General features: G+C 39.7%; 13 protein-coding genes. 6 read left to right on the forward strand and 7 right to left on the reverse strand.

Annotated elements, in window-relative coordinates; genetic code table 11:
- The 5 genes from ftsY to CUB63_RS14745 form a co-directional block, all read left to right on the forward strand.
- On the forward strand, positions 1-1,334 hold a 1,334-nt coding region (gene ftsY, locus CUB63_RS14725; protein WP_109848397.1), incomplete at its 5' end, for a signal recognition particle-docking protein FtsY.
- Between the two features lie 5 nt (positions 1,335-1,339).
- Positions 1,340-2,005 carry a cell division ATP-binding protein FtsE gene (ftsE, locus tag CUB63_RS14730; RefSeq protein ID WP_023583735.1) on the forward strand — a complete coding sequence of 222 codons (666 nt, stop codon included), beginning with the start codon at positions 1,340-1,342 and terminating at the stop codon, positions 2,003-2,005.
- Positions 1,998-2,975: a permease-like cell division protein FtsX gene (gene ftsX, locus CUB63_RS14735; RefSeq protein WP_006535409.1), complete on the forward strand. Its 978-nt coding sequence runs from the start codon at positions 1,998-2,000 to the stop codon at positions 2,973-2,975. The genes ftsE and ftsX overlap by 8 nt, the downstream gene beginning before the upstream one ends.
- 340 nt (positions 2,976-3,315) lie before the next feature.
- On the forward strand, positions 3,316-4,170 hold the full coding sequence (rpoH, locus tag CUB63_RS14740) for an RNA polymerase sigma factor RpoH (RefSeq protein ID WP_072063808.1): 855 nt from the start codon (positions 3,316-3,318) through the stop codon (positions 4,168-4,170).
- A gap of 94 nt (positions 4,171-4,264) precedes the next feature.
- Positions 4,265-5,410: a glycerate kinase gene (locus CUB63_RS14745; RefSeq protein ID WP_109848398.1), complete on the forward strand. Its 1,146-nt coding sequence runs from the start codon at positions 4,265-4,267 to the stop codon at positions 5,408-5,410.
- On the opposite strand, the gene panM is transcribed toward CUB63_RS14745, so the two are convergent.
- Positions 5,392-5,799 carry an aspartate 1-decarboxylase autocleavage activator PanM gene (panM, locus tag CUB63_RS14750; protein ID WP_109399378.1) on the reverse strand — a complete coding sequence of 136 codons (408 nt, stop codon included), beginning with the start codon at positions 5,797-5,799 and terminating at the stop codon, positions 5,392-5,394. The genes CUB63_RS14745 and panM overlap by 19 nt on opposite strands.
- Positions 5,800-5,810: 11 nt before the next feature.
- Positions 5,811-6,998, reverse strand: coding sequence for an MFS transporter (locus tag CUB63_RS14755; protein ID WP_109399377.1), 1,188 nt, complete (start codon positions 6,996-6,998; stop codon positions 5,811-5,813).
- A gap of 119 nt (positions 6,999-7,117) precedes the next feature.
- On the opposite strand from CUB63_RS14755, the gene CUB63_RS14760 reads away from it, so the two are divergent.
- Positions 7,118-7,585, forward strand: coding sequence for a MarR family winged helix-turn-helix transcriptional regulator (locus tag CUB63_RS14760; RefSeq protein ID WP_109848399.1), 468 nt, complete (start codon positions 7,118-7,120; stop codon positions 7,583-7,585).
- A gap of 53 nt (positions 7,586-7,638) precedes the next feature.
- Here the strand turns inward: CUB63_RS14760 and loiP are convergent, their stop codons facing one another.
- From loiP to ugpB, 5 genes are all read right to left on the reverse strand, one after another.
- Positions 7,639-8,391, reverse strand: coding sequence for a metalloprotease LoiP (gene loiP, locus CUB63_RS14765; RefSeq protein WP_006535402.1), 753 nt, complete (start codon positions 8,389-8,391; stop codon positions 7,639-7,641).
- Positions 8,392-8,885: 494 nt separating this feature from the next.
- Positions 8,886-9,986, reverse strand: coding sequence for a sn-glycerol-3-phosphate import ATP-binding protein UgpC (locus tag CUB63_RS14770; RefSeq protein ID WP_006535401.1), 1,101 nt, complete (start codon positions 9,984-9,986; stop codon positions 8,886-8,888).
- Between the two features lies 1 nt (position 9,987).
- Complete coding sequence (gene ugpE, locus CUB63_RS14775) at positions 9,988-10,836, reverse strand: sn-glycerol-3-phosphate ABC transporter permease UgpE (RefSeq protein ID WP_109848400.1); 849 nt, start codon at positions 10,834-10,836, stop codon at positions 9,988-9,990.
- A complete protein-coding gene (ugpA, locus tag CUB63_RS14780; RefSeq protein ID WP_006535398.1) occupies positions 10,836-11,720 on the reverse strand; it encodes a sn-glycerol-3-phosphate ABC transporter permease UgpA in 885 nt (294 codons plus the stop codon). The genes ugpE and ugpA overlap by 1 nt, the downstream gene beginning before the upstream one ends.
- 61 nt (positions 11,721-11,781) lie before the next feature.
- On the reverse strand, positions 11,782-13,089 hold the full coding sequence (gene ugpB / locus CUB63_RS14785) for a sn-glycerol-3-phosphate ABC transporter substrate-binding protein UgpB (RefSeq protein ID WP_109848401.1): 1,308 nt from the start codon (positions 13,087-13,089) through the stop codon (positions 11,782-11,784).
- Between the last annotated feature and the right edge of the window lie 68 nt (positions 13,090-13,157).

Here is a 13,157-nt window from a genome sequence, read left to right on the forward strand (position 1 = left end):
GTTTAGAACAGGAACACGCAGAGCAGGAACGTCTGGCACAAGAAGCTGAAGCTCAACGCCTTGCGCAAGAAGAAGCCCAGCGCCAAGCGGAACTTAAAGCAGAGCAGGAACGTTTAGAAGCGCAACGCGCAGAGCAGGAACGTCTAGCACAAGAAGCCGAAGCTCAACGCCTTGCGCAAGAAGAAGCCCAGCGCCAAGCGGAACTTAAAGCAGAGCAGGAACGCGCAAAGCAGGAACGTTTAGAAGCGCAACGCGCAGAGCAGGAACGTCTGGCACAAGAAGCTGAAGCCCAACGCCTTGCGCAAGAAGAGGAAAACGAACGTCTCGCTATTGCGCAAGCAGAAGCTGAAGATATTGAAGCTTTACGTGAAGAAGTGCTAGCAGATAAAGTTGTTGAACAAGAAAAACCTAAGAAAGAAGGTTTCTTTAGTCGACTGAAAAAAGGTTTACTGAAAACTCGCCAGAATTTAGGTTCAGGATTTATTGGCCTATTTCGTGGTAAGAAAATTGATGATGAGCTTTTTGAAGAGTTAGAAGAGCAACTCTTAATTGCTGATGTGGGAATGGAAACCACGACTAAAATTATCACCAGCCTGACCAAACACGCAACACATAAAGATCTTAAAGATGCTGAAGCCCTTTACGGCAAATTACGTGAAGAGATGGGCGAGATCTTAACGAAAGTTGATAAGCCATTAAATATTGAAGGTAAAAAACCTTTTGTTATTTTGATGGTCGGAGTTAATGGTGTGGGTAAAACAACTACAATCGGAAAATTAGCGCGACAATACCAAGCTGAGGGTAAATCTGTCATGTTAGCGGCAGGTGATACCTTCCGTGCTGCTGCTGTTGAACAGTTACAAGTTTGGGGAGAGCGCAATAATATTCCTGTTGTCGCACAACATACAGGCGCTGATCCTGCATCTGTGATTTTTGATGCAATTCAATCAGCACAGGCAAAAGGTGTCGATGTTCTTATTGCTGATACCGCAGGACGATTGCAGAATAAATCCCATTTAATGGAAGAGCTGAAAAAAATCGTTCGTGTTATGAAGAAATTAGACGAAGAAGCACCACATGAAGTGATGCTGACGTTAGATGCAAGTACCGGACAAAATGCAGTGAGCCAGGCTAAACTCTTTAATGAAACAGTTGGGCTAACTGGATTAACATTGACTAAACTCGATGGTACAGCAAAAGGAGGCGTTATCTTCTCCATTGCTGATCAGTTTAGTATTCCTATCCGCTATATCGGGGTAGGTGAAGGAATTGAAGATCTACGTCCGTTTAAGGCCGACGATTTTATTGAGGCTCTGTTTGCCCGCGAGGAGTAGTTTTAATGATCCGCTTCGAACACGTCAGCAAGGCTTATTTAGGTGGAAGACAAGCATTGCAGGGAGTTGATTTTCATCTTCGCCCTGGTGAAATGGCTTTTTTAACAGGTCACTCTGGTGCCGGTAAAAGTACATTGCTTAAATTAATTTGTGGAATAGAACGACCCAGTGATGGTGCTATTTGGTTTGCTGGTCATGATATCAGTAGACTAAAAAATAGTGAGATCCCTTTTCTGCGTCGTCAAATTGGGATGATCTTTCAAGATCACCACTTATTGATGGACAGAACGGTTTATGACAACGTTTCTCTTCCCCTGATTATTGCTGGCGCAAGTGAAGAAGATATTCGGCGAAGAGTTTCAGCTGCTTTAGATAAAGTAGGGCTTTTGGATAAAGCCAAAAATTATCCTATTCAACTCTCTGGTGGTGAACAACAACGTGTCGGTATTGCGCGCGCGGTTGTGAATAAACCGACTGTTTTACTCGCAGATGAACCAACAGGTAACCTTGATGGTGAGCTTTCAGAAGGCATTATGCGTCTTTTTGAAGAGTTCAATCGTGTTGGCGTAACCGTGTTAATGGCGACACACGATATGTCGCTGATAGAACGCAGAAATTATCGCATTCTTACATTAGGGCAAGGCAGAATGGTGGGAGGACAAAATGGCTAAAGCAAAAAGTTCCCGTAAATCAAAGCCAACGCCAAGTGCAAAAACCAAGGCGCTAAAAGGGGGAAGACGCGAACAGTGGCGTTATGCATGGCGTAACACGATGGCAGATTTTTTACGTCAGCCGCTCTCCTCTTTTTTAACGGTAATGGTTGTTGCTATTTCTCTCACCTTGCCTAGCATCTTTTATATTGTGTGGAAGAATGTTTCAACTGCGGCAGAACAATGGTATCCAACACCGCAGTTAACCGTTTATCTTGATAAATCTCTTGATGATTCATTAGCTGAAGCCACAATCAAGAAGATAGAAGCTTTAGATAAAGTTGAGAATGTTAACTATCTTTCACGACAAGATTCGCTAGTGGAATTTCGTTCTTGGTCTGGTTTTAGTAGTGCGTTAGATATGTTAGAAGAGAATCCATTACCTGCGGTTGCGATTGTGACACCAGTTATGGAGCCTAGTGATCAACAATTGATGGTGAATTTGCGTGATACAGTAGCGAAAATACCCGGTGTTGATGAAGTAAGAATGGATGATAGTTGGTTTACTCGGCTTTCAACGTTAACTTCATTAGTTGGGCAAATCGCTTTGGTCATTGGTACATTGATGGTTGTTGCCCTGTTGCTGGTAATTGGTAACAGTGTGCGCCTCAATATTTTCAGTCGACGCGATACCATTAATGTGATGAAGCTAATTGGTGCAACTGACGGTTTTATTATGCGTCCTTTCCTTAATTGGGGATTGATCCTTGGTTTTATTGGCGCCGTATTCGCCCTAATTTTTTCAGCTTTACTGGTATGGAAACTCTCAGATGTGGTGACTCAAGCGGCGACCGTGTTTGGAACGTCATTTTCCATCTCAGGATTAGGCTTTGATGAATCTATCATTCTTATTCTTGTTGCTATGATAATTGGCTGGCTGGCTGCATGGTTGACGACAATGCAACATTTGCGTCAATTCACACCCGAATAATATTTTAGCACCTTTTTCCCTTTTTATTACGGCAGGTTGCATTATTATCGCAACCTTGCCATGTTATCACACCACTATCTTTGGCATAATAATGTTCTACACTTAATCTATACTAATTAAGTTCTGTTTTTAATAGATGAATTTGTGGTTTGCTTGGTAAAGTACAAAGATATGTAAACATAGATGCGATATGAACCTTTAGTCTTTATGCTGGTCAAATTACGTTGTAAAACATAATATCTACCTCCGACTATGACCTGTTAAGTGCTATTATAAGGTTCTTCCTACTCGCCATACAGTATTAATATTAATTATCTATTTGATTTTCATGAGGATTTGAATGACAAAAGAAATGCAATCCTTAGCATTGGTTCCGCAAGGCAGCATTGAAGCGTATATACGTGCAGCCAATTCCTATCCGATGTTAACGGCAGAGGAAGAAAAGGAACTCGCTGAACGGCTGCATTACGAGGGTGATTTGGATGCAGCAAGAACGCTTATCCTTTCACATCTGCGCTTCGTTATTCATGTTGCTCGCAGCTATTCTGGCTATGGCCTACCCCAAGCCGATCTTATCCAAGAAGGTAATATTGGTCTGATGAAAGCGGTTCGCCGTTTTAACCCAGAAGTGGGTGTTCGACTAGTCTCTTTTGCCGTACATTGGATCAAAGCAGAAATTCATGAATATGTGCTACGTAACTGGCGTATCGTGAAAGTCGCGACCACTAAATCTCAACGTAAACTGTTTTTTAATCTGCGAAAAAATAAAAAACGTTTAGGTTGGTTTAATCAAGATGAAGTGGAATTAGTCGCAAGAGAATTGGGCGTGTCAGAAAGTGATGTCCGAGAAATGGAATCACGAATGTCAGCACAAGATATGGCATTTGATATGACTGCTGATGATAGTGATGACTCACATCCTATTGCTCCAGTACTTTTCTTAGAAGATAAGTCTTCAGACTTTGCCGACGGCATTGAGGAAGATAACTGGGATAATCATGCAGCGGATAAACTGACGTCAGCAATTGAAACTCTTGATGAACGTAGCCAAGATATTATTCGTGCCCGTTGGCTAGATGATGATAACAAATCGACATTGCAAGATTTGGCGACAAAATATGGTGTATCTGCTGAGCGTGTTCGCCAATTAGAAAAAAATGCGATGAAGAAATTGCGTTTAGCGATTGAAGATTAATCACATTTCAGACCATGTACACGCTCTCATAAAGTAGAGTATGTTATAAAAGCGATATGAAAATATCGCTTTTTTATTGCCCGGAGAATATAACGTGAAAATAGTTATCGCCCCTGATTCATTTAAAGAAAGCTTAAGTGCGAAAGAAGTTGCAACAGCGATAAAACAGGGGTTTTCACGCTATTTACCAGATGCGCAATACTATTGCATTCCTATGGCTGATGGAGGAGAAGGTACAGTCACTTCATTGATTGATGCAACTCAAGGGCGATTATTTACTACGCCAGTTTGCTCACCTTTAGGTAAGCAAGTGACAGCAACGTGGGGCATCTTAGGCGATAACACCACTGCCGTGATTGAAATGGCACAAGCGTCTGGTCTTCATCTTATTCCTGCCTCTCAACGTGATCCCAATTTAACAACCAGCTATGGTACGGGTGAATTAATTAATGCCGCACTTGAGATGGGTGTTAAAAAAATCATTTTAGGATTAGGGGGAAGTGCCACCAATGACGCTGGTGCTGGCATGATGCAAGCACTTGGTCTTGGACTTAAAGATAAATTAGGCTCCTCTTTGCCTTTTGGTGGACAGGCATTAACACAGCTCCATTCTATTGATATCACAACGCTTAACCCTAAACTTAAGCAAGTCGAGATCGAAATTGCTTGTGATGTAACAAATCCGTTGTGTGGAGAAAAAGGGGCATCAGCTATTTTTGGTCCTCAAAAAGGCGCGACCAAAGATGATATTGCGCAACTTGATAAAGCCTTACGTCATTTTGGTACCTATCTGGAGAAAATGACGCAACGCAATCTTATTAATATTGCAGGAAGTGGTGCAGCGGGCGGGTTGGCACTACCGTTACTTGCCTTTACGCAAGCAACGCTTTCGCCGGGGGTTGAACTGGTTGCTAAAGCGGTTCAACTAGAAAAATATTTTATTGATGCTGATTTAGTTATCACTGGAGAAGGTCGAATGGATAGCCAATCGGCGCAAGGTAAAACACCGACAGGCGTTGCTAAATTGGCAAAAAAATACCACCTTCCTGTTATTGCGTTGGTCGGTGGTTATTTACCTGACTATGATGTGGTTCATCAGCAGGGTATTGATGCCGTTTTCTCTATTGTACCGGGCGTTTCTACACTGGATGATGCACTTCATAATGCGCAAAAGAATCTTAGTGAAACGGCTTACAACGTGGCTAGACTTTATACTACTTGTCAAATATTGAGAACATAGAGATCAGATTGTGGCGATGGGCTAAATTGATGGTGTACTAAAAAAGCGTGTGCAACATCATATCCATTTTCTTCTGCGGATAAGCTTATTGCCTGCCAATGGCAAATATCAGGATAGGCAGATAAACATTGTGTCAGTAAATAATGCCCAACACCGCGACGACGAGTTACTTCTCTGACCATAAAATCAGTAATAACCGCTTTTTTATCTGATAATTTAACCCAGCAAGCCGCTAATAATCGCTCATTAAATCTCGCCACAAAGAGTACATTCTCGTTGTTTATCTCATTTGTTAGAGCTGATTGATAACGTGGATCTTGCCAAATTTTGCCTAAATCAATACGGTCTTGTTCAGAGAGCTGTGCCAGTTTTTCAATGGTTAATTTCATTAGATATCCTGTTAGTTTGCAGTTTGTTTTTTTTCTTTTAATGAAGACATTAAGGTCTTAATGGTGAAACACAATGCCAAACTCGTTAAGATCACACAAGAATAAAAGACATGCTCATAGTTATTGTCAGTCACAAAATAGACCGAAATTATAGGGCCAGCCGCCATTCCACAATAACGAATAAAGTTATAAATCCCCATTGCAGTTGCCCTCATTGAGCCAAACTGACTTGCTAATAATGTAGTGTGCGTTGGCATGGTTAAGCCTAAAGAAAGCCCGTATAACACAGTTAAGCCAAGCATGACAGGTAATGAGATTTGCCAAAAGAGTGCAAATAACGTCAACATAGTCAGGTTGATACAAGAGGTAATAATCACACCATATTCAGCGCTAAATAGATGGCAAATTCTACGGTAAAGATAGCTACCTAAGACAAGTGCTATCGACATAGGCATATATAATCCACCTATTTCAGTGCTGTTAAGTTGATAGAGATGAAAGGCAATTAAGGGTAAGAAAACCAGTAGACAAAAATAGTTATAAAACACCATAAAACTCATGACAAATACAGATTTACCCTCAGGCGCTATAAGCACTTGTTGCATCGCTGATAAGCTTTTAAAGGTTTCCTTTTGCTCCGGACGTGTTTCAGGTAAATAAAAGAGATGTGTGATCAGTAATAGGATACCGATAACAGCCAAAAAAATAAAAATACCTTGATATTGATAATGTTGCGCTAAATATCCACCTAACAAAGGGCCACAAGCTGGTGCTAGTGCTAATAGCATTTGGTACGATCCCATTGCTTTTGCGCGATCGTTTCCTTGGTAAAGATCGCCAAGAATAGTTGCTGCAACTACGGGAATGGCTGCAATACCGATAGCTTGGATCACACGCCAAAAAATCAATAAGCCAATAGAGTCAGACCAAACACAACCCAATGCACCCACAATAGAAATGGCTAATCCACTGAGTAAAATTGGCTTTCTTCCCCATTTATCAATCAATGAACCATAAAATAGTTGCATAACAGCCATAGCAAAAGTAAATGCAGATACCGTCAGATTAACCAGTGATAACGTGGTATTAAATTGCTGCTGTATCAAGGGAAGTACAGGGGTATAAATATTTTGTGCTAAAGAGCCTAATAGTGCGCTAAAGCAAATGAGATAAAACAAACTGCGGATTGATAATTTCATTATATAGTCTCTCTTTATCTATTTTGTTTCCATGGAAACAAAATAGATAATAGCGACATTTTGATTGTTGTAAATACTTTTGGTACTATTTTTTAAAATATTTTTTCCAAGGAAACAAAATGACAAAAGAGAATGTAACAACACAAGACTTGTTAAAAGGGTTAAGTGATTTCTTGCATCTTAAAGATGAACATGTCAATGAGGAGCATAAAAAAGTATTAGAAGAGAAGGGGTTAGAGAATTATTCACTCACAGAATTGCATGTTATTCATTGTATTGGTGAGGAGAGCATGAGAAATCTAACGACTATCAGTGAATATATGGCAATGACTCGAGGAGCGGTCTCAAAAATTTGTAGTCGATTACAAAAAAAAGGTGCGATTGAAAAAATAAAATTGGCAGACAATCAAAAAGAGATCTTTTTTATTTTAACCGATCAAGGAGAGCTGCTTTTTCATGCACATGGGGTACTACATCAACAATCTCAAGCAAAATGGTCTGCATTGTTTGAACAATATGATCAGCAGGAAAGGCAAGCAATTAAACGTTTTTTTGCCGATGTTGTGGATCGTTTTCGTCATTCATAACCGATAAGCCTGAAAAGAAAACCCCCATATCATGAGATATAGGGGCGAGGTCATTATTTTTTATCTGCAGCGATGCGATTACGGATATTATCAGCACGCTCTTTTGATGGTGGGTGAGAATCAAACATACTTGAATCACCACCACCTAATTTAGCGAGCTTCTCAAAGCCTGTAACCAACCCTGCTGTATTAACGCCACGTTTTGTTAGCAGATCATAAGAGAAATTATCTGCTTCAGTTTCTTGATGTTGTGAGAATTGAGCATTAATTAATTTCTGACCCATTTCAGCTAATTGTGAGCTGCTTAATTGTGCTGCAACGCCACCCGCTGATGCTGCTGCCGTACGTGCAGCAACTGTTGCGTGAGCAACTTGAATTGCTTTACGGGTATGGCCTAAAGCAACATGACCCATTTCATGACCTAAAACGCCCTCAACTTCGTTATCTGTCATCATGTCCATTAAACCACTATAAACACGAACACAACCGTTAGCCATAGCCCATGCGTTCACATCTTTAGTCATGTAAACTTTGTAATTTACCGGAGTGCCATTAACTTCATTACCTAACGCTTTAGCGATATTATTCAAACGTTTGGTGTAAGTGCTATTGGCTGGAGCGACTTTATTTTGCGCATCCATTTCTTTACATGCATCATTTGTTAGTGCTTTGATATCATCATCGCTTAATGTTGCAGCTTGGAAAAGTTGGGTTCCTGATTTAGTCAGCATATCGGTATTGAGGTTTTGACAACCTGAGAGTAGTGCTGCTGATACCATCACTGTAGCAAGTAATTTAATTTTCATTTTTTAATTAAGTCCTTTTCTGCTTGGCAGTTTCTATAAGTGCAGATCAAATTCGAGCAGAAGAATAACAGTGCTTATCTATTGGCGCAATATAGGTATTTTATGAAAAAATATATCTCCATATATGTTTTTTTCTTTCCTTAGCAAAAATGTATTATTATTTCTTTCCTTAACATGAGTAAAAAATGGATTAATAAATTTAACTTGTTTAAAATTAAGATAATTAATTGGTAGGCTAAGTTTAAAAAGATAAGCTTTGTTGGTTAAATATTATATAAAACATTTAATTATACTTATTTTAAGTGTAAGTGATGTTGTTTTTTATTTATTTGGAATAATATCAAAAGAACACGGTATTTAGTACGGGTTTTTATTTGTTTAATTCTGACAAAGTTTATATTTTTGATATTTATTGCTTTGTTTTAAATAAATAGCGATGCTCAACACATCGCTATTCAGATTAAACTGAAAATGAAAAAAACGATATCAATATCTTATGAAACCATTAATTCACTGATGATCATAAAAGGGCGATTAATACGTTTTCCTGTTTGCTCATCAAAGAAATGTAGGTTTTCCGGATGAATAGTAAGACCTATTTTGTGACCAATATTCACACCATGATCGTTCGGCGCGCGAATAACAACAGGTTGTTTTTGTTTATCACAGGTTGTGGCATAAATTAAAACATCAGCACCTAATGCTTCAATAAATTCAACATCAACATGGAACATAGGATGCTGGTGGCTAATGAGTAAATGCTCAGGGCGTAAACCTAATTTAATCGCTTGATAAGGAAGGTGCTGAGATGAAACAGCAATGTGCCCATCAGCGACTTCAATTACACCATGATTAATGGAAGTTTCTAAAATATTCATTGCAGGAGAACCCATAAAGGTAGCCACAAACACCGAAGCTGGGCTTTCATAAATATCTAACGGTGTGCCTACTTGTTCTATATTTCCTTGATTTAGCACCACCAACTTATCGGCTAATGTCATAGCTTCAACTTGATCGTGTGTAACGTAGATCGACGTTGTGGAGAGTTTTCGTTGTAGCTTTTTTATCTCAAGGCGCATTTGTACACGTAATTTTGCATCAAGATTAGAGAGTGGCTCATCAAATAAAAAGACTTTAGGTTTACGGACAATGGCTCTGCCCATTGCCACACGTTGTCGTTGCCCACCTGATAGCTCTTTAGGTTTTCTATCAAGTAAATGGCTGATTTCCAGCATTTGAGCTGCATTTGTGACAAGTTCTTCAATCTTTGCTTTTGGTGTTTTTCGATTACGCAAGCCATATGCCATGTTGTTATAAACCGACATATGGGGATAAAGAGCGTAGTTTTGAAAAACCATGGCGATATCACGCTCACTGGGTTCGTGTTCATTAACACGCAAATTATCAATAAGTAAATCACCTTGTGTAATGGTTTCTAATCCCGCAATCATTCGCAGTAATGTCGATTTACCACAACCGCTAGGGCCGACTAATACCACCATTTCGCCTTGCTCAATAGAAAGATTTAATTTTGAAATGGCTTGATGACCATTTGGGTAACGCTTTTCTAAATCAGTGAGAGTGACGGTTGTCATGTTATTTCTCCGTATCAATAAAGCCTTTTACAAAGGCTCTTTGCATCAGAATGACGATAAAGACAGGAGGCAACATCGCAATTAATGTGGTTGCCATAATTTTATTCCATTCAATAACACCATCGGAAACCGCAACCATCTGTTTAATCCCCATCACAATAGTGTAATAGTGGGTATCTGTCGTGATAAGCATTGGCCAAAGATATTGGTTCCAGCCATAAATAAATGTGATAACAAACAAGGCGGCTATATTGGTACGTGAAAGAGGAAGTAAGATGGTGAAAAAGAATCTTATCGGGCCTGCGCCATCAATTTTGGCTGCTTCAATAAGCTCCGGGGTAATAGTAAGAAAGAATTGTCGAAATAAAAAAGTAGCGGTAGCGCTGGCAATTAATGGAATGGTTAATCCTGCATAAGAGTTCAGCATATTAAGGTTAGTAACAACCTCAAATGTCGGCATAATACGAACTTCAACGGGCAGCATTAATGTAAAAAAGATGGTCCAAAAGGCAAGCATACGGCCTGGAAAGCGAAAGAATACAACCGCATAGGCTGATAAAATTGAAATGATTAATTTTCCGATAGTGATCACTAACGCCATGATTAATGAATTCAACAACATACTGTTAATTGAGATCGCACTATTTTGTGTTGTACCCACTTGTGACAATAGGGTTTTAAAAATACTGAAACCTTCAGTGCCGAACCAAAGCGGCGATCCTGTGGCAAATTCGGTATTTTGATGTGTTGTAGCGACAAGCGCTATCCATACAGGAAATGCGACAGAAAGAATGCCAACAATGAGGATCAAGTGGCAAAAAGCGTGAAATAAAGGTCTGCGTTCAACCATCAGTAAGCCACCTTTTTCTCAACATAACGAAATTGAATAATGGTTAATATCGCGACGATAAACATTAAAATAACGGATTGTGCAGCAGAGGAGCCTAAATCTAATCCCACAAAACCATCGTTATAGACCTTATAAACCAGTGTTGATGTACTACTGCCAGGGCCACCTTGTGTCATGGCATGGATAATCGCGAATGTATCAAAAAAGGCATAAGCAAAATTCACGACCAGTAAGAAAAAAGTGGTCGGTGAAATAAGCGGAAAGCTTATTGTTATAAAGCGTTTAATAGGTCCACTGCCATCAATAGCGGCTGCTTCTAATAGTGATTTAGGTACAGATTGCAAGGCTGCGAGGAAAAACAGAAAGTTATAACTCACTTGTTTCCATGTCGCCGTTAGAATCACCATCCACATAGCATGATGGGTATTCAGTACGGGATCCCAATTAATGCCTATCTGTTTTAATAATTGGCTTAATACACCAATCGTAGGATCAAGCATAAATAACCAAAGAAAACCCGCGATAACTGGCGCAATGGCATAGGGTGAAATTAAAATTGTGCGATAAAACAGTTTGCCTCGTAAAATTTGCTCGGCAATGCCGGCCAAAACAAGTGCAGATAACATAGAGAGAAAGACAACACTGGTGCTAAAAATCAATGTGGTGATTAAACTGTCAAAATAGTAACTATTGCTAAATAAACGCTGAAAGTTTTCGAGACCAACAAACTCGCTACTCAGGCCAAACGCATCTTCTAATTGAAATGACTGAAAGAAAGCTTGCCCAGCAGGCCAAATAAAAAAGATAAGTGTGATAGCTAGTTGAGGAAAAATCAGCGCTAGAGGTAACCATTTTTGTTTAAAATAAATGGATTGAGAAGCCATACAGTATCCAGTAAATCGATAAAAACAGAAGGCGAGCACTTGGCTCGCCTAATATAAATGATTATTGTTGAGTACGTTCAAAGCGGCGTAATTGCTCATTTCCACGTGTGACAGCATTATCCAATGCAGCTTGAGCACTCTGTTTTCCTGACCATACTTTTTCTAACTCTTCATCAACAATTTCGCGTGTTTGTAAGAAATTACCAAAGCGTAATCCTTTAGAGTTTGCAGTCGGTTCTGAGGTTGTCATTTGTAATATTGCGGTGTCAGCCCCTGGATTTTGCTGATAAAAGCCTTGTTGTTGCGTCAATGCGTAAGCGGCTTTAGTAACAGGAAGATAACCGGTAGCTTGGTGCCAATCAGCTTGTACTTCAGGGCTTGAAAGATAAGTGAAGAATTTCGCCACACCGTTATATTCCGCATCTGGACGCCCTGACATAACCCATAAAGACGCACCTCCAATAATGGTGTTAGCGGGTTTTTGTACCAGCGTATCGTTATAAGGTAATTGGCTAACACCAATATCAATGCCTTTCATATTCTCTTTAATACCAGCAAAACCAGCGGATGATTCCATCACCATGGCGCACTCTTGAGTATAAAATAGAGGCATTGAATCGGATTGGCGCCCACCATATTTGAAAATACCTGATTTAGACCAATCTGCCATTTGTTGAATATGAGCCACGAAAGGGGCTTTATTAAATAGAAACGTCGTATCTAAGCCATCAAAACCATTATTTTTTGTCGCAATAGGTAAATTATTACGTGCCCCAAAGTTTTCTATTTGAGTCCATGATTGCCATGTGGTGGTAAATCCACATTTCACTCCAGAATCGAGCAGTTTCTGAGATACAGCTTCCATCTCTTTCCATGTTTTAGGCGGTTGCTCTATACCTGCTTTTTTAAATAGAACCTTGTTGTAATAAAGCACGGGGGTTGAGCTATTAAAGGGCAGTGACATCATTTTGCCATCGCTGGTGGTGTAATAGCCCGTCACAGTAGAGAGATAACTATTAGGATCAAAAGGCTCGTTAGTTTTTTCCATTAATTGATAAACCGGGAAAACGGCTTTTTTAGCGCCCATCATGCTGGCTGTACCGACTTCAAAGACTTGCACAATAGCAGGTTGGTTTTTAGCACGAAACGAGGCTACTGCACTGGTCATCGTTTCAGCATAAGTGCCTTTATAAACAGGCTTTATCTCATATTCAGATTGGCTTGCATTAAAATCAGAGGCGATTTGATTAACTTTCTGACCGAGCGCACCTCCCATTGCATGCCACCATTCAATTTGTGTTTTTGCGTGTGTAGGAGAAGTAAATAACGCCATTGCAACAGCAAGACCTGTTATTGATTTTATCGACATGCAGAATTTCCTTTTTAATCGAAAGTTAAAGGTGCAATCTAATCTGCGAATTACCCTAAATGTTGTTT

This window comes from Proteus penneri, from assembly GCF_003144535.1.
Lineage (GTDB): Bacteria > Pseudomonadota > Gammaproteobacteria > Enterobacterales > Enterobacteriaceae > Proteus > Proteus penneri.